Source organism: Streptomyces thermoviolaceus (assembly GCF_045209695.1).
Taxonomy (GTDB): Bacteria; Actinomycetota; Actinomycetes; order Streptomycetales; family Streptomycetaceae; genus Streptomyces; species Streptomyces thermoviolaceus.
On sequence record NZ_CP109280.1, the window covers coordinates 4,309,646 to 4,333,635 of the forward strand.

Consider the following 23,990-nt stretch of genomic DNA (forward strand, 5'->3'; position numbering starts at 1 on the left):
TCCCGCTCAGGACCGGCCCACCGCTCCGCGCTCCCGCCGCGTCAGCGGTGGGCCGGTCAGCTGCGGTTTCAGCGGTCCCACCGCTGCCGCGAGCAGCACACTCGGGGCGAGCAGCGACGCCACGCCCCGCTCCAGCGACGTCACGGACGTCACCCGCCGGGCGATCCGCCCGTTGCCGGTCGCCGTGTACATCAGCCGCCCCACGTACGCCTGCGTCGCCCGCTCGCGCAGCGTCGGACCGGTCGCGGTGGCCTGCGGATAGAACACGTCCGAGCCGACCGCCAGATCCCACGCGGTGCGCACCGTGCGCCCCACCGTCCGCTGCAGCCGCCGGGCCAGCCCCGCCGCACCGAACCCCCGGCGGCGGACCAGGTCCCGCACCGCCAGCGCGGTCTGCGCGGCCACGGTCATGCCGTGCCCGTACACCGGGTTCAGCGCGCACACCGCGTCCCCGACCACCACGAAGTTCTCCGGCCACGCGGGCATCCGCTCGTAGTACCAGCGCCGGTTGGCGGTGCTCCGGGTGAACGCCACCCCGCTCAGCGGCTCGGCACCGGCCAGCAGCTCCCCGATGACCGGATGACGCAGCTCCTCCCGGGCGTAGCGCACGAAGTCGTCGGCGTCCGGCGTGGGTTCGCCGCCCCGGCTGCCGAACACGGTCACCAGCCACCGGCCGTCCTCCACGGGCATCAGCACCCCGCCGCGCCCCGGCCGCCCGCCCCGCGGATCCGGCTGGACGTTGACGACGGGGAAGCCGTCCCCGGCGCCGTCCGGCGCCCGGAACAACCGGCTCGCGTACGCCACTCCCGAGCTGACCTCCCGCCGCCGCGGCGCGGGCAGCCCCAGAAAGGCCAGCCACTGCGGCGCCCGCGAGCCCCGCCCGGTGGCGTCCACCACCAGACCGGCCCGCATTGTCCGTTCCGCCCCGTCCGCGCCGCGCAGCCGCACCCCGGTCACCGCGGACCGGCTGCCGGTCAGCCCCAGCACCTCGGTGCGGTCCACCGCCGTCACCCGGCCGTCGGCGAGCACCTCCCGCCGTATCACCGACTCCAGCAGGTCGCGGCTGCTGCGCAGCATGAACGCCGACTCCGTCCAGCGCCGGAACCAGCCGTACGGGGACAGCGCCACCATGTCGGTGGGCACCGGCATCCGGGTCCCGCCGGCCGCCAGCAGCCGCCCCGTCACCCCCGGCAGCAGCTGCTCCAGCGCCAGCGCGCCCCCCGACCACAGCTGGTGCACATGCCGCGCCTGCGGCACACCCCTGCGGGGCTCGGGACCCTCGGGCAGCGCGTCCCGTTCGATCAGCAGGACCCGGCCGGCGAACGGCGCCAGGGCGCGGGCGGCGAGCAGACCGGCCAGGGAACCGCCGAGGACGACGGCGGTGGAGCGGTCACTCATGGGGGTCGGGCTGGTGTGCACACGGCTCGTGGACGGCAGGCTCATGGACCAGAACGCTCTCTGCTGCGGCGGCCGCACGGGCGCGGACCGCCTCGATCTCGTCGGGACGGCGGAGGGCTCGCGAGACCGCCCCGATCTCCTTCAACAGGGTCGTGGGGTCGGGCGAGTGATCGGTGTCCGGCGGCTCGGGCCGGCTGCCCCGGGCCGCGACGGCATCCGTGATGGCCACCGCTGCGGCGATCGCCCGCGCCTCGTCGGGAGCGTGACCGCGGGCGAGCGCCACCCGGTGGGCGCGGTCGGCCAGACCCGCGTCGAGGTGCCGGGCCAGCGGCAGCAGCACGTCCCGGATGAACGTCTCCCGCCGGATCAGCCGCAGTTCGGGCGTGGCCCGCAGCACGAACGGCACCCCGCCGCCGCTCGCGGTGCGCATCAGGTCGTACAGCGGACGCAGCTCGCGGTGGGCGAGATGCACCCGCCAGCGGTCGTCCAGGTACTGGCCGGCGTGCGGCAGGATGAAGCCGACCGCGATCAGGATCGCGGACAGCGCGGCCACGGGCGGCGCCAGATTGGTGCTCAGCCAGTCCACGTTCCGCCCGCACCAGCGGGCGGCGACCGCGGTCAGCTTGCAGACGTCGAAGATCAGGTTCAGTACGTAACCGACGCCCAGCAGCTGCAGCCCGCCGCGCAGCCAGACGTCCAGGCCGTCGGCGCGCACCCAGTTCCAGATCAGCCGCGAGGTGATCAGACAGGCCACGCAGTGCGCACCGAGGTACAGCAGGATCTCCTCGCGCATGAACGGGGTGCGCGCGTAGTACGTGTCCAGGTCCCGCACCCGCTCCACGGGCACGTCGGCCAGCGCGAACAGCACCCACAGCGCGGCGATCACACCCAGGTAGACGGTCACCACCCAGCGCACCGCGCGCCGGGTGGCGGGCAGCCCCTCGGTCAGGCCGCTGCGCCAGGTGATGATCAGCACCAGGCAGGACCCGCAGAACGCGGTCAGCAGCGAATAGCACCACGGCGCCGAGATGTTCGGCACGCCCGTGAGCCGGTTGACCCAGGCGATCGTCGCCGGTGCGCAGAACACGAACACCGCGCAGGCCAGCAGCAGCAGTCCGGCCACCGCGCGCAGCAGCGGGTCCCGCCACAGCCGCACGATCGTGGGCAGCTTGATGACCAGCGCGGCGGCCAGCACCGCCGCCGGTATCCAGAACGGGACGTACACGGCGTCGAGCAGCGCCGCCGGGTCGATGGCCAGCGTCGTCACCGGGCCGCTCCGGGGCGCCGCAGCCAGCCCAGCGTGCGCTGCACCCGGTCGGGGACGCGGGCGCCGGCGGGGACGGCCGGACCGAGGCAGGGGCGGACGGCGGCGGCGAGCCGGTGCCCGAAGTCGTCGGCCACGGCCTCGTCGGTCTCACGGGAGCCGTCACGCGCCGCCATCGTGAGCGCCCCCTCCCGCCAGCCCGGCTGCCCGGCCAGCACCTGCTCCGCCGCCGCACCGGGCACCCGGTGATGCCGGTGACCGGCTTGCAGATGCCACAACTCGTGCCCCAGGATCACCAGTTGCTGCAACTCCTCGGCCCGTTCCTCGACGATGACCAGGTCGAAGTCCTGGAACTCCACGCACAGGCCGGTCACTTCGAGCTCGTCGGGGAACCGCTCGAACCGCAGCCGCACCGGGCGTGAGCCGCGCCGTGCGCTCATCTCCTCGCACAGCGCCCCGCACACCTCCCGCACCCCGGCCGGAGGGGCGAGCCGGGTTCGGACGGCCGCGGCGAGCGAGGCGGCCAGCGCGCGCCGCTCGGCACCCTGCCGGGCCCGGCGCAGCACGGCGGGGACCGGTCTCGAGGCCCGTCGTCCCGCGCCCGCGAAGTCCATCCTTCACCCCTTCCGGCCCGCCGGGTCAGCCCGGCAAGACACGTGGCACCGAGCCTACGCGGCAGGACGTGCCCGCGTCATGCGATCCCGCGACCGCCGGCCGCCCCCCAAGGACCGTTTCCTGCCCGGTCGTTGGCACCCGGCGCGCCCGCCGACCACGTATCCCGCCCGGGGACCCGGCACCGCCCGGGGATCCGTCACCGGCCCGGGGATCCGTCACCGGCCCGGGGACGCCACCGGCGTCACCGTCACCCCGCCGGCCGCACTGCCCAGCAGGGTCAGCCACACCCGTCCCGGTCCGGCGGGCGCGGTGCCGCCGGAGAGGACGGCCAGCGCGAGGGTGTTGCTGCCCCGCGTACGCAGGATGCCGTTGGGCAGCACGAACGTGTGCTGCGGGCCCACGCCGTTGATGTACTGGCCCATGTTCCAGCCGTTGAGGAAGATCTGCGCCCGCCAGTCCCCGTCCGCGTCGTCGTCCAGGGTCAGCCCGACCGACGCGTCCACACCCGGGTCGACGTCCAGCCGGAACGTCGTGCGGTACCAGGTCACCCCCTGCTGCGGCAGGCCCTTGCGGAAGTCCGCCTTCTCCCAGTCGCCGTCCGCGAATCCGGGCAGATGCCAGCCCTGCCGTTCCCCGTACAGGCCGCCGTTGTTCAACGGCCCCCGCACCGGGTCGGCCTCGTCGGCGCCCTGGATCCGCCACCGCACCCGGGGCGAGGCGCCACCGAAGACGACCGAGGTCAGCCCGCGGGCCGCCTTGTGCGTGTCGCGCACTCCGCCGTCCTGGTCGTGGCCCATCGGCCGGACCAGCACGGACAGCACATGCGGGCCGCCCGCGGACACGTGCCGGGCGGTCACCGGGAACGTCGCCGTCGCCTGCCACGTCCCCTTGCCGAGCGTGTGCGCGTCCGGCACGGGCATCCGGTGGGAGCCCAGCGGCACCCCGTCCAGCCACGCCATCAGCATCCCCTGCGTGCCCGCGCTGTAGGACAGCGACACGGACGCGAGGCCGGTCGCGTCGGTGAAGGTGCCCCGGTACCACACGTCGCCGTAGTGGAAGCCGTAGTCGTCGGCGAACAGCACCGGCTGCCCCTTCGGCACGGGCGTCGTGCTGAACGACGTCGTCCGGTCCGCCACCTGCCAGGAGGAGTCGTCGAAGCCGGGCGCGGACTCCGGGTTCTCCGCGCGCATCCGCCAGCCGCCCAGCGCGGGCAGCCGCACCTCGGGCACCCCCGGCAGCGGCGTGGTCGCCCGCAGACTGCCCGAGGCGGTCACCCGGGTGGGCACCGCCCGGCCGTTCCACGTCAGTTTCTCCACCCCGCTCGGCGCCCACACCTCCAGACCGGTGGGTTCCACCGTGTCCCCGGTCAGATGCAGCGTGGCACCGCGCACCACCGCGCCGCGCAGCAGCTCCGGCCCCGACACCAGCACCGGGCCCGCCGAGGTGTCGTACGGCCACAGGCGCAGCGAGGTGGCGTCGTCGGCCAGCAGGACCAGCAGCGGACGGCCGGTGCCGCCGCCCTCCACCCGGACCCCGATCAGCCCGCCCGCACCCAGCGGCGCGGTCACCCGCAGCAGCCCCTGGTCCCACAGGTACGCGGCCTGCTGGCTCAGCCGCGTCACCTCCGGTTCCTTGTCGCTCTCCAGCACCACCCGGGCCATCGTGCCGCGCCGCCCGCAGAACACCGCGATCTCCTGCTGTCCGGCGGACAGCACCGCCATCGGCTGCGCGGTCGCATACCGCACCCGGCGGCCCCCCAGGTCGAGCCCGCCGACCATCACACACGCGTCCCGTGCCGGAACGGTCACCGGCACCCGGTCACCGGCGACCCGCACCGTCGCGGTCACCTGCTCGCCGCCGTCGTTGCGCAGCACCCGCACCTGCAGACCCGTGTCCGGGTTCGTCAGCCGCCGCACGACGAGGCGCTCGTCCACGCGTTCCGCACCGGCCGGCTCCAGCTTCGCCATCCCCGGCACCCGCTGGAGCATGTGGCCGATCTGGTGCAGCGGCGCCAGCTTGCCGGTGGCCTGCCGCGCCTCGTCGAACGCGGCCCCGTAGTCGTACGACGTGTACACCTGCGGCGCCGGCAGCCAGCCCCACGAGGTGCCGCCGAACGCCATGTACAGGTTGCTCAGGGTGACGCCGTCGGCCAGGTTCGTCAGATGGAACCGGCGCTCGAACGCCGCGTCACGGCTGTGCCGCACCTCGGCGTACCCCTGCCCGCCGAACCCGGCACCGCCCCAGGCGTCACGCCAGCCGCCGCCCGCCTCCGCCATGAACACCGGCATGCGCACATCGCGGCTGCGGCCGCCGCGGCCGAGCCGCCCCCAGTCCTTCGGCACCCGGTCCGGCGCCGGAAAGGCACCGAACGCGTACAGCCAACGCCCGTCGTAGCCACCGGTGTCGAACGACCCCGGCATCCACGAGCCGTTGCGCGCCGTGTCGTTGTGGAACAGCGGCACGTCGATGCCGTCCGACCGCACCTTCGCGTACAGCCAGGACAGATAGGCGCGCCGCGCGGAGGCGTCCGCGTCGCCCCCGCCGCGCGCGTCGTAGCCGTTCTCGATCTGGTACAGCAGCACCGTTCCGGAGCCCCGGGTGTACAGGTGGCGCGAGACGATGGCGTTCACCCGGGTCAGCCAGTCGTCCACGTGCCGCAGAAAGACCGGATCCGCGGTCCGCGCGGTGACCGGGGTCGCGGTGAGCCAGCCGGGCAGGCCGCCGGCGTCGACATCGGCGGCGATGTAGGGGCCGGGACGCACCACCACGTACAGCCCGCACTCGGCCGCCGTCTCGAGGAACAGCCCCAGGTCCCGCACGCCCGTGAAGTCGTAGCGTCCCGGAGCGGGGGAGTGGTAGTTCCACGCCACGTGCACACCGACCGCGTTGAAGCCGTGGGCGCGCATCTTCTGCAGCACGTCCCGCCACAACGAGGGGCTGGGCAGCCGGAACGGATGCAGTTCCCCCGACCACAGCGGCAGTCGGCGGCCGTCCACCATCAGCGAGTAGCGGTCGAACCCCACGGTGTGCCGCTGCCCGTCCGCGGAGGGCACCGGCGGCGGCAGAGCCCCGGACGTCTCCCGCGCGGCGAACGCCGATGTGGCCCCCGTGGCAGCACTCCCGCCCAGGGCGAGTCCGAGGGCGGCGGTGCCGGCCAGGGCGCTGAAGGTCCGTCTGCTGAGCGCCAAAACTGTGCCTCCCGGGCGGATCGTGAGGGGCGCGGGGCTGCCATTCTCCAACGGCGCGGACCCTGCTCTTCCCCCAGGTCCCGAGCACCCCGGCAGACCCATGACAATGGGGCCCATGAGGATCTCGGCGCGGGCGGAGTACGCGGTACGGGCGGTGCTGGAACTGGCCGTACGGCAGGGCGACGACCCGGCGACCCCGGTCACCGCCGAGACCGTCGCCGCCCAGCAGAACATCCCGCACAAGTTCCTCGAAGGCATCCTCGGCGACCTGCGTCGCGCCGGCCTCGTCACCAGCCGTCGCGGCGGAGGCGGTGGCTACACCCTGGCCCGGCCACCGGCCCGGATCACCGTCGCCGACGTCATCCGCGCCGTGGACGGCCCGATCGTCTCGGTCCGCGGGGAACGCCCCACCGACCTGACCTACACCGGCTCGGCCGCCCCCCTGCTGCCCCTGTGGATCGCCCTGCGCGCCAACGTCCGCCGCGTCCTGGAGGGGGTCACGGTGGCGGACCTCGCCGACGGTCGACTCCCGCGATCGGTGTGTGACTTGGCGGAGGAGCCGGCGGCCTGGGTGAATCCGTGACACGGTGCGAGTGCGTGGCAGGGACTGCGGCGGCCGATCATCTGTGCCGGCTCGCCTCAGCACCCCGCCCCTCTGCTCTGCCTCGGGCTTGCTGTGCGTCCCCGCGGTGCTGTCGAGGCGTCCGTGCCCCGTGTGCGTCGGTGGCGACGCGGAACCGATCAGGTGGTGACTTCATGGGTCGCGCACGCGCGGGCGGGCCCCGTCGGACAGCCCCGGCGGGGGCCACCCCCAGGGCGGCCCCCGCCGGAACGGCACGGCTCACACGCCGAACGAGTGGACGGTGGTCGTCCGGTAGGTCCGGCCCGGGCGGAGCACGGTCGAGGGGAAGGACGGCTGGTTGGGGGAGTCCGGGAAGTGCTGGGTCTCCAGGGCCAGGCCGTCGCCCTGACGGTAGGTGCGGCCGGAGGTGCCGACCAGGGTGCCGTCGAGGAAGTTGCCGGAGTAGAACTGCACGCCCGGCTGGTCGGTGGCGATCTTCAGGGTGCGGCCGGAGTGGGGGTCGCGCAGGGTGACGACGTGCTGGGGGCGGGCGGTGACGCCCTTGTCCAGGACGAAGTTGTGGTCGTAGCCCTGGGCGGTGACCAGCTGGGGGTGGCCGGTGCGGATGTCGCGGCCGATCGGCTTGGCGCGGGTGAAGTCGAAGGGGGTGCCCGCGACCTTCGCCAGCTCGCCGGTGGGGATCAGGCCCGCGTCGGTGGGGGTGTAGCGGCGGGCGGCCAGCCACAGTTCGTGGTCGTGGATGCTGCCGCTGCCCTCGCCCGCGAGGTTGAAGTAGGTGTGGTTGGTGAGGTTGACGACGGTGGCCTTGTCGGTGGTGGCCTCGTAGTCGATGCGCCAGTCGCCGTGCCGGGTGAGGGTGTAGGTCACCTTCACGCGCAGGGTGCCGGGGAAGCCCATCTCGCCGTCGGGGCTGGTGCGGTACAGGTGCAGGCCGACGTCCGGGCCGGAGGCGAACGGTTCGACGTCCCACACCTTGGTGTCGAAGCCCTCGGGACCGCCGTGCAGGCTGTTGTCGCCGTCGTTGACGGGGACCTGGTAGGTCGTGCCGTCCAGGGTGAAGCGTCCCTTGGCGATGCGGTTGCCGTAGCGGCCGATCAGGGCGCCGAAGTAGGTGGTGCCGGTGAGGTACGGCTCCAGGGTGTCGTAGCCGAGGGAGACGTTGACGTAGCGGCCGTGGCGGTCGGGTATCTCGAGCGACTGCACGATGCCGCCGTAGGACAGCACCTTCAGGCGGGTGCCGCCGTTGGCCAGCAACCAGCGGTGGACCTCGGTGCCGTCGGGGAGCGTGCCGAAGAGTTCCTTCACCGGGCGGCCGTCGCCCGGGTGCCGGCCTGCCGCCTGGGCGGTGCCGCCCAGCGCGGTGGCGGCGAGACCGGCCGCGGCGGCGCCCGCGATGACCGTTCGTCTGTTCAGTTCCATGTGCAGCTCCTCGTCAGGAAGCGGGTCCCGCAAGGCGGCGGGACCCGGACGGCTCACGAACCGGACCTGCGCTTGTTCCACACGTCGAAGCCGACGGCGGCCAGCAGTGCCAGACCCTTGATCACCTGCTGCCAGTCGGTGCCGACGCTCAGCAGGTTCATGCCGTTGTTCAGCACACCGAGGACGAGACCGCCGATGATCGCGCCGAGCACGGTGCCGACACCGCCGCTCATCGACGCGCCGCCGATGAACGACGAGGCGATCGCCTCCAGTTCGTAGTTGACGCCCGCCTTCGGGGACGCCGCGTTCAGACGGGCCGCGACGACCAGGCCCGCCAGGGCCGCGAGCACCCCCATGTTCAGGAACACCTGGAAGGTGACCCGCTGGTCCTTCACCCCGGACAGCTTCGCGGCCGGAAGGTTGCCGCCGATGGCGTAGATGTGGCGGCCGAAGACGGTGTTGCGCATGACGTAGCCGTAGCCGACGACCAGCACGCCCAGCAGGATCAGGACGATCGGGGCGCCCTTGTAGCTGGCGAGCAGCAGGGTGACGGCGAGGACGGCGGCGACCAGGGCGACCAGCTTCAGCGCGAACAGCCGGGCGGGCAGCACGTCCAGGGAGAACTCCTGCTGCCGGCGCCGGTCGCGGACCTCCTGCCACACCACCGAGGCGATGATGACGAGGCCCAGGAGCAGGGTGATGTTGTGGTAGTTGGTGTACGGGCCGACCTCGGGCAGGAAGCCGTTGCCGGCCTTCTGCAGGCCGGTCGGGAACGGGCCGAGGGTCTGTCCCTTGAGCAGGATCTCGGTCAGGCCGCGGAACAGCAGCATGCCGGCGAGGGTGACGATGAACGACGGTATGCCGCAGTAGGCGATCAGGAATCCCTGCACGGCCCCGGCCGCGGCGCCGACCAGCAGGCACAGCAGCACCGCCAGCTGCCAGGCCATGTGGTGCTCGACCGTGAGGACGGCGGCGGTCGCACCGACGAAGGCCGTCAGGGACCCCACCGACAGATCGATGTGGCCCGCGATGATCACCAGCATCATGCCGATCGCGAGGATCAGGATGTAGCTGTTCTGCAGGACCAGGTTGGAGACGTTGCGCGGCAGCAGCAGGTCGCCGCCGGTCCACACCTCGAACAGGACGACGATCAGGCCCAGCGCGATCAGCATGCCGTACTGGCGCATGTTGCGGCGCAGCCCGTTCAGCATCACCTGGAGCAGGCCGGCGCCGCTCCTCCCGCCGCCCGGTGGCGCGGGGGCCTGGCTCGTGGCGGTCACATCCGTGCTCATCGCGTCACCTCGTTGTCCTGCGTGTCCTTGGTCATATGGCGCATCAGCACTTCCTGGGTGGCCTCGGCCCGCGGCACCTCACCGGTCAGCCGTCCGGCGGCCATCGTGTAGATGCGGTCGCACATGCCGAGCAGTTCGGGCAGCTCGGAGCTGATGAAGATCACCGCCTTGCCCTGCGCGGCGAGCCGGTCGATGACCGTGTAGATCTCGTATTTGGCGCCCACGTCGATGCCGCGCGTGGGTTCGTCCAGGATCAGCACGTCGGGACCCGCGAAGATCCACTTGCTGAGGACGACCTTCTGCTGGTTGCCGCCCGACAGCTTGCCGACCGGTTCGAAGACGGTGGGTGCCTTGATGTTCATCTCGGTGCGGAACCGCTCGGCGACCTGCCGCTCCTCGTGCTCGTCCACCACGCCCCGCCGGGCGACCTTCCGCAGCGCGGTCAGCGAGATGTTGCGGTGGATGGTGTCGATGAGGTTCAGGCCGTAGTGCTTGCGGTCCTCGGTGACGTACGCGATGCCGTGCTCGACCGCCTCGGCGACGGTCCTGGTGCGGATCTCCCGGCCGTCCTTGAGTAGCGTGCCGCCCGCCCAGCGGCCGTAGGTGCGTCCGAAGACGCTCATCGCCAGTTCCGTGCGGCCGGCGCCCATCAGGCCCGCGATGCCGACGATCTCCCCGCGCCGCACCGTGAGCGAGACGTCGTCGACGACCTTGCGCTGCCGGTCGATCGGGTGGAACACGGTCCAGTCGCGGATCTCCAGCGCCGGTGTCTCCCCCTCCTGCGGCCGGTGCCAGGTGCGTTCGGGGAAGCGGTGGTCGAGGTCGCGGCCCACCATGCCGGCGATGATCCGTTCCTCGGTGGTCTCCGGCGCCTTGACGTCGAGGGTCTCGATGGTGCGCCCGTCGCGCAGGATGGTCACCGAGTCGGCGACCCTGCGGATCTCGTTCAGCTTGTGGGAGATGATGATCGAGGTGATGCCCTGGTTCTTCAGCTCCAGGATCAGCTCGAGGAGTTTGGCGCTGTCCTCGTCGTTCAGCGCGGCCGTCGGCTCGTCCAGGATGAGCAGTCTCACCGACTTCGACAGCGCCTTGGCGATCTCCACCAGCTGCTGCTTGCCGACGCCGATGTCGGCGACCCGGGTTTCCGGGTGCTCGTCGAGCCCGACCCGGCGCAGCAGCTCGGTGGCGTGCCGGAGAGTCTCCCGCCAGTCGATGAACCCGCGCCGGGCGTGTTCGTTGCCGAGGAAGATGTTCTCCGCGATGGACAGATACGGCACCAGGGCCAGCTCCTGGTGGATGATGACGATGCCGCGCTGTTCGCTGGCCCGGATGTCCTTGAAGCGGCAGACCTCCCCCTCGAAGAGGATCTCGCCCTCGTAGGTGCCGTGCGGATGGACGCCGGAGAGCACCTTCATCAAGGTGGACTTGCCGGCGCCGTTCTCCCCGCAGATGGCGTGGACCTCGCCCTGACGGACCGTCAGGTTCACGTCCGACAGTGCCGTGACACCGGGAAAGGTCTTGACGATCGAGCGCATCTGCAGGACGGGTCCCGCCATGGTCGTGCCTTCCGGTTCGGTGGTTTCACAACGGATGGGGCGCGTGCCCGCGGCGTCAGCCCTTCAGCTGGGCCTCGGTGTAGTAGCCGCCCTTGACCAGGACCTCGTCGTAGTTGGTCTTGTCGACGCTGACCGGCTGCAGCAGGTAGGCGGGGACGACCTTGACGCCGTTGTCGTAGGTCTTGGTGTCGTTGACCTCGGGCTTCTTGTCGTGGAGCAGGTCGTCCACCATGGTCGCGGCCACCTGGGCGAGCTTGCGGGTGTCCTTGTAGACGGTCTGGGTCTGCTCACCGGCGATGATCGACTTCACCGAGGCCAGCTCGGCGTCCTGCCCGGTGATCACCGGCAGGGGCTTGTCGGCCGTGCCGTAGCCGTCCGACTTCAGCGCGGACAGCACACCGATGGAGATGCCGTCGTAGGGGGACAGGACGGCGTCGACCCGGGCGTTCTTGTAGGTCGAGGTGAGGATGTCGTCCATGCGCCGCTGGGCGGTGGCGCCGTCCCAGCGCAGGGTGGTGACCTGGTTGAGCTGGGTCTGCCCGGAGCGGACCACCAGCTTCTTGCTGTCCAGGTACGGCTTGAGGACGCTCATCGCGCCGTTGAAGAAGTACCGGGTGTTGTTGTCGTCGTTGGAGCCGGCGAACAGCTCGATGTTGAACGGGCCCTTGCCCTCCTTCAGGCCCAGCTTGTCGACGATGTAGGAGGCCTGGAGGCGGCCGACCTTCTCGTTGTCGAAGGAGGCGTAGTAGTCGACGTTCTCGGTGCCGAGGATCAGCCGGTCGTAGGAGATGACCGGGATGTTGGCGTCCTTGGCCTCCTGCAGCACATTGTTGAGCGACTTGTTGTCGATGGCCGCGATGATCAGGCCCTTGACGCCCTGGGTGATCAGGTTCTCTATCTGCGACACCTGGGTGTCCGGGTCGTCCTCGCCGTAGACCAGCTTGGCCTTGTAGCCCTTGGCCTGGAGGTTCTTGACGACGTAGTCGCCGTCGGCGATCCACCGCTCGGAGGACTTGGTGGGCATCGCGACGCCGATGGTGGCGCCCTCGACGTCGCCGGTCTTCTCCTTGCTGCCGCCCTCGCTGTTCTGACCGCAGGCGGACAGGGTCAGGGCGAGGCAGGCGGCCGAGGCCATCGCGGCGAGTGCGGCTCTGCGGTTGCGCATGGTCATCATCCTCGGTGTGGGTGCGTTCGGTCCGGCGGTGCCGGTCGGCGCCTGGCGGGGGAAGCCGCCGGGCGGACGGTGCCGGTGGTGCTGGGGTGGTACGCGGTGCTGCCGGGGTGGTGCGCAGTGGTGCACGGACGGTGCGGGGAAGGCCGGGACGGACCCGACGGTTGTGTGGGATTGTGCGCGGTCGTGTGCCGTTGTGTGAAGCCTCGGTGTCCGGAACGTTATGCCGGTGCCGCGAACCGCCGCAGCGGGCCCGGCAGTCGGGAGCCGAGCGGGTCCATGTCCCCTGCGGCGCCGTGCCGTTCGAGCAGATCCAGTACGAGCCGGCCGCGCCGCACCCGCTCCCGGGCGGTGGCCAGCGTCACCTCGCGCAGGTGGCGGCCGTAGGGATAGATGCCGGGCGCCTTGGACAGGCCGAACTTCAGATACAGCGGCGCCCCGCGCCGGATCAGCTCCGCCACCTCGTACATGCGCACATACCCGCCCAGGTCGTCCGGGGCCTCGATGTACATGTCCAGCGGGGCGGCCGACACCCGCCGGATCTCGGTGAGGTGCGCGAGCGTCAGGTCGCTGGGCACGTTGACGGAGTCGGCGCCCAGCTGCTCGACGACGGCGAAGGAGGCCGGGTTCACCGGGCCGATCAGCGCGGACACCTTGAGCGTGGTGTCGGCGGGGATCAGCCCCGCCGTGCGGGCCCGGTGCAGCGTCCACAGCACGCCCTCGTCCGCGACGAGCAGGCACTTCACGCCCAGTTCGGTGGCCCGCACCGCGTCCTCCACGCACCCGGCGACCGCGTCGTGGCCCCGGGCGCGCAGGCCCGCGCCGTGCGAGTCGGTGCGGACCGAGGCGCCGGTGTCCCAGGTGCCGCGCGGCCCGGTGAACAGGCACAGCTCGATGTTCCGTTCGGCGGTCGCCCGGACCATCTCGGTGATCTCGGCGTCGGTCAGCATCCATACGCCGCTGCCCTGGCTGATCCGGTGGACGGGGACGTCGAGCCGTGCGGACTCCTCCAGCACGACCGCCAGCGCCTCGGGTCCCTCGCAGGAGGGGATCTCGGTGCGCCAGCGGCCTCCGTCGGGGAAACGGTGCGGGGAGGCGTCGGCGGGGTCGGGTGCGGGGGCACCCAGTCCGAGCGCGGTGAGCACGTGCTCACCGGGCCTGCGGGGTGCCGTGGCGGATGCGTCGGTCACAGGCTGTCCTTCGGGTCGGCGAGCCGCGGGGCGACCCGGTCCGGGTGTTCGGTATGTCGGACACGGTTCGCGGCTCGCGGTGCGGAAAACGACGGACGGTGGGGAGACGGAGGCCGGTACGCGGAGGGGCGGACGGCGGCGGACGGTGCGGGCGGTGCCGGGTCGCGCACGGTGGTGCGTCGGCCGCTGCCGGCCGCGGGCTCAGGGGCGGAGCAGCACCTTGCCCACCCCCGGATCCCCAGACCCCACCAGGTCGACGGCCCGCGCGAAGTCGGCGAGCGGCAGCTGGTGGGTGACGAGCGGCAGCGGGTCGAGCAGCCCGGCGGCGAACGTCCGCACCGCGTGCGCCCAGGCGTCCGGCGGCGCCCCGAACACGGTGTGCACCTCGAGCTGCCGGACGACCAGGTCCGTGGGGTCCAGTCCGTCGGCGCCGGGCGCCGGGATGCCCGTCAGGACCAGGCGTCCGCCGCGCCGCAGCAGCCCGGCGGCCGTGCGCGCGGCGGAGGCGGAGCCGGCGGCCTCGATCACCACGTCGAGGTCGCCGGGCAGCGGCTCGCCGGCGGTGCGGAAGCCGGTGGCGCCGAAACGCCGGGACAGCTCCTCGCGGCCCCGGTGGACGCCGACCACCAGCAGCTCGGCCGGGCTGCCGGCGGCGAGGAACTGCACCGCGAGCATCCCGAGGGTGCCGGTGCCCACCACCGCCACCCGCTCACCGGGCCGGGCCCCGGCCTTCAGGGCGGCGGCCGCGACACAGGCGGCCGGCTCCAGCAGGGCGGCGGCGGTCAGGTCCGCGTCGTCCGGCAGCACGTGCAGCAGCCGGGCGGGCAGGGTGAGGGTGGGGGCCATGGCGCCGGGCCGGGTGAACCCGGTCTCCTCGTACCCGGCGGTGCACAGCGTGGTCTCGCCGGCGTGACAGCGGTCGCACACCTGGCAGTTGCGGAACCCCTCGCCCACCACCTTGCGGCCCACCAGCGCCTCCGGCACCCCGGCGCCCACCTGCCGGACGGTCCCGGACCACTCGTGACCCGGTGTCAGCGGGTAGCGCACATAGCCCTCGGGGCGGGTGCCCTGCCACACCTCGCGGTCGCTGCCGCAGATCCCGACGGCGTGCACGGCCACCTGGGCCTCGCCGGGGCCGGGGGCGCACGGGACGTGCGGTGCGAGCCGATGCCGGCCGGGCGCCTCGACGACGACGGCCTCGCTCACCGCTCACCCTCGGGGTTGCGCTTCTCCCAGCCCTCGGCCCACAGGTCGAAGTGGGCCCGCTGCTGCGGGAACTCGGCCGCCGCGTCCACGTCCAGCTCCACGCCCAGGCCGGGTGCGTCGGAGCGGTGGAAGCAGCCGTCTACGGGGTCCACCTGCGGGGCGCCCTTGACGACCTTCTTGATCTCCGCGTCCGCGAAGTCGTTGAAGTGCTCGAGGATCTTGAAGTTGGGCGTGGTGAAACCGAGTTGGAGCGAGGCCGCGGTCAGCACGGAGCCGCCGACGTTGTGCGGGGCGACCAGCATGTAGTGGCTCTCCGCGGTCGCGGCCAGTTTCCGGGTCTCCCAGATGCCGCCGAGGTGGCCGACGTCCGGCTGGAGGATGTCCGCGGCCTGGCTCTCGAACAGCTCCCGGAACTCGATCCGGTCGTGGATGCGTTCGCCGGTGGCCACCGGCAGATCCACCTTCTCCGCGACCTTCTTCAGCGCCTTGAGGTTCTCCGGCGGGCACGGTTCCTCCAGCCAGGCAGGCTGGAACGGCGCCATCTCCTTGGCCAGCCGTACCGCGGTGGCGGGGGAGAAACGGCCGTGCATCTCCAGCATCAGCTCGGCGTCCGGGCCGATCGCGTCGCGCACCGCCTCGATGAGCGAGACCGCGTACAGGGTCTCCTGGTGGTCGAGTTCGTAGTGGCCGGTGCCGAACGGGTCGATCTTCAGCGCCCGGTAGCCGCGCTCGATGACCCGCCGCGCGGCCTTGTGGTAGGCCTCCGGGGTCCGCTCGGTGGTGTACCAGCCGTTGGCGTACGCCTTGACCCTGTCCGTCACCGCGCCGCCGAGCAGCTGCCACACCGGTACGCCGAGAGCCTTGCCCTTGATGTCCCAGCAGGCCGTCTCGACGACCGCGATGCCGGACATCACGATCTCGCCGGCCCGGCCGAAGTCGCCGTACTTCATGCGCCTCACGAGGTCCTCGACGGCGAACGGGTCCGAGCCGCGGATGTGGTTCTGCTCCGCCTCCTTGAGATAGCCGAGGAGGGCGTCGGTGTGCCCGAGCATCCGGGTCTCGCCGACTCCTGTGATCCCCTCGTCGGTGTGCACCTGGACATAGGTCAGGTTGCGCCACGGCGTCCCGACGACGTGCGTGCTGATGTGGGTGATGCGCACGGTCGTTGCCCCTCAGCTCTGCGGATGGCCGGTCAAGGGTCGTTCGATATGTCGTCACGCGTTCGAAATGTTGGCGTGACAGTAAGGACGGGGTGTGCGGAGTGTCAATGGGTCGGACAGGTAACGGTTCCGGCACGGCACGGCGCGCGTGGGGTTTTCCGTATCTCCCGGGAACCTTCACAGGAACTTCCACGGCGGGCCTAGGAACGCCGCGCGGCTGAATCTAGTCTTCCCGCGTCATGGACGACTACTGCCACGCGTGCCGACGGCACCTCAACGGCGCCCTGGCCTGCCCCGGTTGCGGGACTCCGGCCGACGCGCTCGCCCTCCGCCCCGGGCGGAGCGAACCTGTCGCCTCCGCCGGGGAGCCGGTGCCGTCCGAGCCGTACGGGGACGCCGACGGCACGCCCGCCTCGCCCGGCCGGGCCGAGCTGCGCCGGGCGCGCGGCAGAGGGCAGGGGCGTCCGCGCGCGGACCGGCGCGCACGCAGGGGCACGGCGAGCGAGGGGCGGCCGGGCGAGACGGCCGTCAGCCGCCGTGACCGCAAGGCCGCGGCGTCGCACCGCAGGCGCCGGCGCCGCGCACTCCTGGTCGGCGCGGGCTTCGTGCTGGCGGCGGGCGGTCTGAGCCTGGCCGAGCTGGGCGCCGACACACCCGGTCTGCCGTCCTTCACCGACCCCGGCCCGGTGACGGCCGAGGGCACCGGCGACACCACCGAGGCCGCCCCGCAGGCATCGGGAACCTCCGAGACGGCCCGGGCGGCCGGGCAGACCCAGGAGGGCATCCCCACGGCACCCGGCGCCACCCCCTCCGGTTCCGCGTCCGCCTCCCCGGGCGGCGGCACACCGCGTCCGGGACAGAGCGGGGGCGACCCCTCGTCACCGGCGGCTCCGGCCCCCTCGGCGAGCGCCTCCGCGCCGGATGCCGGAGCGGGTGCCGATCCGGGGACGGGCGGTACGGGCACCGGGGACACCGGCGACGACGGCACGCCTGTCGACAGCACCCCGCAGGCCCCGGAGGAGCCCACCGGCAGCCCCGACTCCCCCGAGCCGGAGCCGAGCCCCACCGAGACCTGCCATCGCTTCCTGTGGTGGTGCACCTGACCGGCCCCGCGACCTGACCGCCCGCACGCTGGTGCGGCCGTCCCGGCCGCTCAGCCGGCGGCGAGCATCCGCCGCAGCAGATCGCGCAGCACCAGCCGCTCGTCCTCGCTCAGCCCGGCCAGCGGCTCCCGGGCGAACCGCAGCCCCTCGCGCAGCTGCCGTGCGACCCGGCGCCCCTCCTCGGTCGCCGCCGCCAGCTTCACCCGCCGGTCGGCCGGATCGGCCCGCCGCTCGACCAGACCGCGCACCTCCAGCCGGTCCACGATCCCCGTCACGTTCGACGGCTCGCACTTCAGCTTCTGCGCGAGCTTGCGCATCGGCAGCGGCTCCAGCGACAGCAGGCTCAGCAGCCGTGCCTGCGCCCCGGTCAGCGCGTGCTGCGCGGCGGCGTCCTCGTAGTCCTCGTGGAAACGGGCCACCACATCGCCGATCAGCTCGACGACCTCCAGGGTCAGGGCGTCGGGGCGAGGGGGGAGCGGAGGTGTGGCCATGGCGACCAGGGTACCGGTTTGCTTGACACACTGAAATATTCAGGGGCATGTTTGTTTCAGGTACTGAAACTTTCCGGGGTCCCCCCACCCCGACCGAGGAAAGGCGCCACCATGTCCGACACCCCCGCCCTCCCCGCCGTCAGCCGCGCCTGGCACCTGGTCAGCCGGCCGGTCGGCTGGCCCCAGCCGGACAACTTCGCCCTGGTCGAGGCCCCGCTCCCGGAGCCCGCCGAGGGCCAGGTCCTCGTCCGCAACGAGTACCTCTCGGTGGACCCGTACATGCGCGGCCGGATGAGTGCCGCCAAGTCGTACGCGGCGCCGTACGAGCTGGACAAGCCGATGCAGGGCGGTGCGGTCGGCGAGGTCGTCGTCTCCCGCGCCGAGGGCATCGCCGTCGGCGACCGTGTGCTGCACTCCGGCGGATGGCGCGAGTACACCGCCGTCGACGCACGGCAGGCGGTCAAGGTCGACCCCGAGGCCGCTCCCCTGTCCGCCTACCTCGGCGTGCTCGGCATGCCCGGCCTGACCGCCTACGTGGGCCTGCTGCGCGTCGCCTCCCTCAAGGAGGGCGACGTCGTCTTCGTCTCGGGCGCGGCCGGCGCGGTCGGCAGCCTGGTCGGACAGCTCGCCAAGCTCAAGGGCGCCTCCCGGGTCGTCGGATCGGCCGGCTCCGACGAGAAGGTCGACCTGCTGCGGTCGGAGTACGGCTTCGACGCCGCCTTCAACTACAAGAAGGGCCCCGTCAAGGAGCAGCTGCGCGCCGCGGCCCCCGACGGCATCGACGTCTACTTCGACAACGTCGGCGGCGAGCACCTCGAGGCCGCGATCGGCTCCCTCAACCTCGGCGGGCGCATCGCGATCTGCGGCATGATCTCCACCTACAACGACACCGAGCCGTCCCCCGGTCCGCGCAACCTCGTCCGCCTCATCCAGACCCGCGGCCGCATCGAGGGCTTCCTCGTCGGCGACCACTACCACCTGCAGCCGCAGTTCGTGGAGGAGGTCGGCCCGTGGGTGCGCTCCGGCGAGCTGAAGTACCGGGAGACCGTCGTCGAGGGCATCGAGAACACCCTGGAGGCCTTCCTCGGGGTGCTCCGCGGCGACAACACCGGCAAGATGGTCGTCAAGCTCTGAGTCGGTCACCGGCCGTGACAGGCGGTGAGGCGCACCCGCCCCGCCGCCGGTCACGGCCGGTGGATACAGTGAGCGCATGCGTGATCTGGGGGTGGGTGTCCGCTGTCTGCTGGCGGGCCAACGCTGGGTGGCCCGCAACGGCCGGGCGTACGGGTTCGGGCTGCTGCCCGGACTGATCACTCTGGTGCTCTATGCGGCGGTGCTCGTCTCTCTCGCCCTGTGGGGCGAGGACTTCGTCGCATGGGCCACGCCGTTCGCCGACGGCTGGCCGGGCCCGTGGCTCGGACTCTTCCGCGGCTTCCTCACCGCCGTGCTGTTCGCCCTCGCGCTGCTGCTGGCGGTGGTCAGCTTCACCGCGGTCACCCTGCTGATCGGCCAGCCGTTCTACGAGGAGCTCTCCGAGCGGGTCGACCGTTCCGTCTCCCCGGACGGCACGGCACCGGAGACCTCCCGCCCGCTCTGGCGCGACCTGTGGGTCTCCGCCCGTGACGGGCTGCGGATCGTCGCACGGTCCGCGGTGTGGAGCGTGCTGCTGTTCGCCCTGGGCTTCCTGCCGGTCGTCGGTCAGACCGTGATCCCGGTCGTCGGGTTCTTCGTCACCGGGTTCTTCCTCACCGAGGAGCTGACCGCCGTCGCCCTCGAACGCCGGGGCGTCGAACTGCGCGAGCGCCTCGCCCTGCTGCGCGACCGCAAGATGCTGGCCTGGGGCTTCGGAACCCCGCTGGGCCTGGCCTTCCTGGTGCCGTTCGTGGCGGTGTTCCTCATGCCCGGCGCGGTCGCGGGCGCCACCCTCCTCGCCCGCGAGCTGCTGGGCGAGGAGACCGCGGCCGTGGGGAAGGACGGCACCCCGCAGGAGACGGCCGCGGCCGAGGCCCCTGACGGGCCGGTGCCGGGGGCAGAGGTTGCGTACAGGCCGTGAAGGGTTTGTACGGATGCGCCGCGCGGCGCCCCGGTCCGGCGGTCCGTCCGCCGCGCCGGTCTACCGTCGGTGGCGGGCCGAGTGCCCCGTGAAACAGCCCCGGCCCGGGACCTGACCCTGGACCGGGGCTTGTGACGTCCCGGCTCGGGTCCGCACCACGGCATCTCAGCCGCGGTCGCCCTCGTGGCCGGCGGCGTCGATCACGTCGCGCCGTCCCGAGTTCTCCTTCTGGTCCAGCTGGGCCAGCGTCGGATGCCGCAGGTCGAAGGCGGGCGACTCGGAGCGGATCCGCGGCAGGGTCACGAAGTTGTGCCGGGGCGGCGGGCAGGAGGTGGCCCACTCCAGGGACCGTCCCCACCCCCACGGGTCGTCGACCTCGACCTTCTTGCCGGAGTGGGCCGTCTTCCACACGTTGTACAGAAACGGCAGGGTCGACAGGCCCAGCAGGAACGCCCCGATCGAGGACACCATGTTCAGGGCCGTGAAACCGTCGGCGGCCAGATAGTCGGCGTACCGCCGGGGCATGCCCTCCACGCCGAGCCAGTGCTGGACCAGGAACGTGGTGTGGAAGCCCACGAACAGCGTCCAGAAGTGGATCTTCTCCAGCCGGTGGTCGAGCATCCTGCCGGTCATCTTCGGCCACCAGAAGCTGAAGCCGCCGAACATCGCGAAGACGATGGTGCCGAACAGGACGTAGTGGAAGTGGGCGACCACGAAGTAGCTGTCGGTGACGTGCCAGTCCAGGGGCGGGGAGCCGAGGATCACACCGGTCAGCCCGCCGAAGACGAAGGTGACCAGGAATCCGGTCGCCCACAGCATGGGCGGCTCGAAGGACAGCGAGCCCTTCCACATGGTGCCGATCCAGTTGAAGAACTTCACCCCGGTCGGCACCGCGATCAGGAAGGTCAGGAAGGAGAAGAACGGCAACAGGACCGCGCCGGTGGCGAACATGTGGTGCGCCCACACCGTGGCGGACAGGCCCGTGATGGCGATGGTCGCGCCGACCAGGCCCATGTAGCCGAAGATCGGGGAGCGGGAGAACACCGGGATGATCTCGGTGATCACACCGAAGAACGGCAGCGCCAGGATGTACACCTCCGGGTGACCGAAGAACCAGAACAGGTGCTGCCACAGCACCGCCCCGCCGTTGGCGGCGTCGAAGACATGGGCACCGAACCTGCGGTCCGCCTCCAGCACCAGCAGGGCCGCCGCCAGCACGGGGAAGGCCAGCAGCACCAGGACGCTGGTGAGCAGCACGTTCCAGGTGAAGATCGGCATGCGGAACATCGTCATGCCCGGTGCGCGCATGCAGATGATCGTGGTGATGAAGTTGACCGCGCCGAGGATGGTGCCGAAGCCGGACAGCGCCAGCCCCATGATCCACAGGTCGGCGCCGGTGTACTCGCTGCGGGCCGGTCCGCTCAGCGGGGTGTAGGCGGTCCACCCGAAGTCGGCGGCACCCTGCGGGGTGAGGAAACTGCCCAGCACGATCAGGCCGCCCAGGGCGAACAGCCAGTACGACAGCATGTTCAGCCGGGGGAAGGCCACGTCCGGGGAGCCGATCTGCAGAGGCATGACCGCATTGGCGAAGCCGGCGAACGTCGGGGTGGCGAACAGCAGCAGCATGATCGTGCCGTGCATCGTGAACGCCTGGTTGTACTGCTCGTTCGACAGGAACTGCAGCCCTGGACGAGCCAGCTCGAGGCGGATCGCCATGGCCAGGAGACCGGCGATCAGGAAGAAGCAGAACGACGTGATCAGGTACAGATGCCCGATCTTCTTGTGGTCCGTCGTCGTCAGCCAGGACACGATCACCCGGCCCGGACGGCGGCGGCCCTCCACCGGCACGGTCGTGGCCGGCTCGGTCTCTACAGTCATCGGTGTCCCCATCGTCGGGATGGCAGCCGTTGCGAATCCTTCGGTAGCCAACGTCCCGTAACGGGGCGAAAGGTGCACGTATCACCGGCCGGTCGAGGGGCGGGTGTCGCGGGCGCGCCGGTGCGCCGTCCCTGCCGGGGGGCGCGGCCGGCCTGCACCGGCACCCCGGCCCGTCGTGCGGACGGCCGCCTCGCACGGGGCGGGACCGCCCCGAGGGGGTGGTCCGCACGGGTGACCCGTCCCGCGGCCGCCGTCCGGCGTGCCTGCCCCGGACGGATCGGCGGACCGGCCCCGCGGCCCCGTCCGGGCAGCCCGGCGAGGCGGCCCGGGGACGGCCTCTCAGGCGCCGTCGGACGACTGCCGCACGGAGAACCCGTACACCGTCTCCGAGCGGTACACCTGACCCGGCCTCAGCTCGGTCGACGGGAACTGCGGACGGTTCGGAGAGTCGGGGAAGTGCTGGGTCTCCAGCGCGATCCCGGCCCCGGCCGAGAGGGGCGCGGGGAGGTGGTCGCCGGTGTACAGCTGCAGGCCCGGCTCCGTCGTCGCCACCGTCAGCACCCGCCCCGACCCGGGGTCGTACAGCTCGGCGACCTGCTCGGCGGTGCCCGTGACGCCCTTGTCCAGCACGAAGTTGTGGTCGTAGCCCGCGCCGACCGGACGGGAGGCGCGGAAGTCGAACCGGGTGCCGTCGACCGCGGCCTGCTCGCCGGTGGGGATCAGATGCTCGTCGACGGGCGTGTACCGGCTCGCGGCCAGGCGCAGCTCGTGCCCGCCGGCCACACCGTGGCCGGCCAGGTTCCAGTAGCTGTGGTTGGTCAGGTTCACGACCGTCGGCGCGTCGGTGACGGCCTCGTAGACGAGACGCAGAGCGCCGGTCTCCTCCACGGTGCAGACCACCGTGACCTCCAGCCGGCCCGGGAAGCCCTCCTCGCCGTCCGGGCTGACCCGGCTCAGGCGCAGCCCGTGCGGCACCGGCTCGACGTCCCACACCCGCTTGTCGAAACCGCGCTCGCCGCCGTGCAGCGCGTTCGGGCCGTCGCTGCACGGCACCGTGTACGTCCGCCCGTCCAGCGCGAACCGGCCGCCGGCGATCCGGTTGGCGTACCGGCCGATCAGGGCACCGAGGTACGGCTCCGGGTGGGCGAGGTAACCGTCCAGGTCGTCGAAGCCGAGCACCACGTTCGCCGGGCGCCCGTCACGGTCGGGTGTCTCCACCGACTGCACGATCCCGCCGTACGACAGCACCCGTACCCGCACCCCGGCGCGCTCCAGCGTCCAGCGATGGACCGGGGTGCCGTCGGCCAGCGTGCCGAAAAGTTCACTCATGCGGCACACAGTAGGTCAGGGCCGTTCCGCGGTGACCACGCGGTAGGCGATCTCCGCCAGCTTGGCCTGGCCGTCGCGGCTGGGGTGGAACCAGTCCCAGCGGCTGAGCTGCGCGGTGCCGAACGGGTAGTCGTGGACGGCGTTGTCGTCGAAACGGCAGCGGACGTCCTTCGCGCAGACCTCCTTCAGCGCCGCGTTGTAGGCCACCACCCGGTCCTGCACCGTCTTGCGCCGCTGGGCGGCGGCCGCGCCCAGCGCGTCGGCGTCGCCCAGCATCGACGGGCACAGGCCGAGCCGCCAGATCTGCTTGCCCAGCGGGTTGGTCCGCCCCTCGGACCACAGCCGCATCAGGTTCGGCACGCTGGCGACGTACACCTGTGCCGCCGGCAGCTTCGCGCGCAGGGTGTGCAGGGCGTCCTGGAACTGGCTGCGGAAGTCGGCCACGGACGTCATCTGCGCCACCGTGTCCCGGCAGGCGTCGTTGGCCCCGATCATCACCGCGACCAGCTGGGGCTTGTGCACGGCCGCCTCGACGATCTGGCCCTTCAGATCGCTCATCCGGGCGCCGGTCACCGCGTGGTTCCAGCTGCGCCGGGTCACCTCGGACGCCCCCAGCAGCCGCCTGGCCAGACTGTTGACGGCGGGATCGGTGCCGGTCGCCCAGGACGACTGCGGACAGTCCGACAGCACCGCGCAGGTGTCGAACCCCCGGGTGATGGAGTCGCCGACCGCGGCCACGGAATCCGGGCTGGTGTCCCAGGCCGGGGCGGCGGCGGACGGCTGTCCGGAGCCCGTCCGGGAGTCCTGCCGGCCAGGGGCGGTGTGACCGGCGGCGCCGCAGCCGGTGGACGCCAGCACGGCCGCCGCGACGGCGGCCCGGGCGAGGCGCAGACGGTGCTGTCGCTTCCGCATCTCGATCCCCTCGGTCGTCGGCGGGGTGACCCCTTCCCTCCATGAGAACGCCTGGGGGTTCCCGCTCCCACCCGAGGTGAGGGCAGGGGCGCGGACAAGCGTCCCCCTGGGTGAATTGACGGGGATTTCCCGGTACCGGGACCGACGGTACGTCACACTCCGCGGCCCTGTGCGCGGTAGCC

19 protein-coding genes are annotated in these 23,990 nt (G+C 72.2%); 4 read left to right on the plus strand and 15 right to left on the minus strand.

Annotation, left to right across the window (positions count from 1 at the left end):
• Nucleotides 1-6: 6 nt before the first annotated feature.
• The 4 genes from OG899_RS18800 to OG899_RS18815 form a co-directional block, all read right to left on the minus strand.
• Nucleotides 7-1,398, minus strand: a complete 1,392-nt coding sequence (locus OG899_RS18800; protein WP_125497602.1) for an NAD(P)/FAD-dependent oxidoreductase — start codon at nucleotides 1,396-1,398, stop codon at nucleotides 7-9.
• A complete protein-coding gene (locus OG899_RS18805; protein WP_125497601.1) occupies nucleotides 1,391-2,665 on the minus strand; it encodes an MAB_1171c family putative transporter in 1,275 nt (424 codons plus the stop codon). The genes OG899_RS18800 and OG899_RS18805 overlap by 8 nt, the downstream gene beginning before the upstream one ends.
• Nucleotides 2,662-3,276 (minus strand): toxin-antitoxin system, toxin component family protein, encoded by a 615-nt coding sequence (locus tag OG899_RS18810; RefSeq protein ID WP_168131073.1) that lies wholly within the window; start codon nucleotides 3,274-3,276, stop codon nucleotides 2,662-2,664. The genes OG899_RS18805 and OG899_RS18810 overlap by 4 nt, the downstream gene beginning before the upstream one ends.
• Nucleotides 3,277-3,492: 216 nt before the next feature.
• Nucleotides 3,493-6,465, minus strand: coding sequence for a beta-galactosidase (locus OG899_RS18815; RefSeq protein WP_189427514.1), 2,973 nt, complete (start codon nucleotides 6,463-6,465; stop codon nucleotides 3,493-3,495).
• Between the two features lie 115 nt (nucleotides 6,466-6,580).
• Between OG899_RS18815 and OG899_RS18820 the strand changes: the two genes are divergently transcribed.
• Complete coding sequence (locus OG899_RS18820; protein ID WP_125497599.1) at nucleotides 6,581-7,048, plus strand: Rrf2 family transcriptional regulator; 468 nt, start codon at nucleotides 6,581-6,583, stop codon at nucleotides 7,046-7,048.
• A gap of 258 nt (nucleotides 7,049-7,306) precedes the next feature.
• Here the strand turns inward: OG899_RS18820 and OG899_RS18825 are convergent, their stop codons facing one another.
• The 7 genes from OG899_RS18825 to OG899_RS18855 all read right to left on the minus strand — a co-directional run bounded on the left by OG899_RS18825 (nucleotide 7,307) and on the right by OG899_RS18855 (nucleotide 16,042).
• Nucleotides 7,307-8,467 (minus strand): aldose epimerase family protein, encoded by a 1,161-nt coding sequence (locus OG899_RS18825; protein ID WP_125497598.1) that lies wholly within the window; start codon nucleotides 8,465-8,467, stop codon nucleotides 7,307-7,309.
• A 53-nt stretch (nucleotides 8,468-8,520) separates the two neighbouring features.
• Nucleotides 8,521-9,759: a multiple monosaccharide ABC transporter permease gene (gene mmsB / locus OG899_RS18830; protein WP_168131076.1), complete on the minus strand. Its 1,239-nt coding sequence runs from the start codon at nucleotides 9,757-9,759 to the stop codon at nucleotides 8,521-8,523.
• Nucleotides 9,756-11,315, minus strand: coding sequence for a multiple monosaccharide ABC transporter ATP-binding protein (gene mmsA / locus OG899_RS18835; protein WP_189427515.1), 1,560 nt, complete (start codon nucleotides 11,313-11,315; stop codon nucleotides 9,756-9,758). Before mmsA ends, mmsB begins: the two co-directional genes overlap by 4 nt.
• Before the next feature lie 55 nt (nucleotides 11,316-11,370).
• Nucleotides 11,371-12,480, minus strand: coding sequence for a multiple monosaccharide ABC transporter substrate-binding protein (gene chvE / locus OG899_RS18840; protein ID WP_125497595.1), 1,110 nt, complete (start codon nucleotides 12,478-12,480; stop codon nucleotides 11,371-11,373).
• 227 nt (nucleotides 12,481-12,707) lie between these two features.
• Nucleotides 12,708-13,676: a hypothetical protein gene (locus tag OG899_RS18845; protein WP_125497594.1), complete on the minus strand. Its 969-nt coding sequence runs from the start codon at nucleotides 13,674-13,676 to the stop codon at nucleotides 12,708-12,710.
• A gap of 201 nt (nucleotides 13,677-13,877) precedes the next feature.
• The gene (locus OG899_RS18850; protein WP_406311097.1) at nucleotides 13,878-14,882 is read right to left on the minus strand and encodes a zinc-binding dehydrogenase; all 1,005 of its coding nucleotides are present in this window, start codon (nucleotides 14,880-14,882) and stop codon (nucleotides 13,878-13,880) included.
• Nucleotides 14,879-16,042, minus strand: a complete 1,164-nt coding sequence (locus OG899_RS18855; RefSeq protein WP_125497592.1) for a mandelate racemase/muconate lactonizing enzyme family protein — start codon at nucleotides 16,040-16,042, stop codon at nucleotides 14,879-14,881. Before OG899_RS18855 ends, OG899_RS18850 begins: the two co-directional genes overlap by 4 nt.
• A gap of 239 nt (nucleotides 16,043-16,281) precedes the next feature.
• Here OG899_RS18855 and OG899_RS18860 point away from each other — a divergent pair, with 239 nt between their 5' ends.
• Complete coding sequence (locus OG899_RS18860; protein ID WP_168131037.1) at nucleotides 16,282-17,145, plus strand: hypothetical protein; 864 nt, start codon at nucleotides 16,282-16,284, stop codon at nucleotides 17,143-17,145.
• A 50-nt stretch (nucleotides 17,146-17,195) separates the two neighbouring features.
• Here the strand turns inward: OG899_RS18860 and OG899_RS18865 are convergent, their stop codons facing one another.
• A complete protein-coding gene (locus tag OG899_RS18865) occupies nucleotides 17,196-17,636 on the minus strand; it encodes a MarR family winged helix-turn-helix transcriptional regulator (protein WP_125497589.1) in 441 nt (146 codons plus the stop codon).
• A gap of 111 nt (nucleotides 17,637-17,747) precedes the next feature.
• Here OG899_RS18865 and OG899_RS18870 point away from each other — a divergent pair, with 111 nt between their 5' ends.
• Nucleotides 17,748-18,770, plus strand: a complete 1,023-nt coding sequence (locus OG899_RS18870) for an NADP-dependent oxidoreductase (protein ID WP_125497588.1) — start codon at nucleotides 17,748-17,750, stop codon at nucleotides 18,768-18,770.
• A 76-nt stretch (nucleotides 18,771-18,846) separates the two neighbouring features.
• Nucleotides 18,847-19,689 (plus strand): EI24 domain-containing protein, encoded by an 843-nt coding sequence (locus OG899_RS18875; protein ID WP_125497587.1) that lies wholly within the window; start codon nucleotides 18,847-18,849, stop codon nucleotides 19,687-19,689.
• A 165-nt stretch (nucleotides 19,690-19,854) separates the two neighbouring features.
• On the opposite strand, the gene ctaD is transcribed toward OG899_RS18875, so the two are convergent.
• The 3 genes from ctaD to OG899_RS18890 form a co-directional block, all read right to left on the minus strand.
• The gene (gene ctaD / locus OG899_RS18880) at nucleotides 19,855-21,567 is read right to left on the minus strand and encodes a cytochrome c oxidase subunit I (protein ID WP_168131079.1); all 1,713 of its coding nucleotides are present in this window, start codon (nucleotides 21,565-21,567) and stop codon (nucleotides 19,855-19,857) included.
• Nucleotides 21,568-21,906: 339 nt separating this feature from the next.
• Nucleotides 21,907-22,896: an aldose epimerase family protein gene (locus tag OG899_RS18885; RefSeq protein WP_125497585.1), complete on the minus strand. Its 990-nt coding sequence runs from the start codon at nucleotides 22,894-22,896 to the stop codon at nucleotides 21,907-21,909.
• A 15-nt stretch (nucleotides 22,897-22,911) separates the two neighbouring features.
• A complete protein-coding gene (locus OG899_RS18890; RefSeq protein ID WP_125497584.1) occupies nucleotides 22,912-23,808 on the minus strand; it encodes an SGNH/GDSL hydrolase family protein in 897 nt (298 codons plus the stop codon).
• Nucleotides 23,809-23,990: the final 182 nt, after the last annotated feature.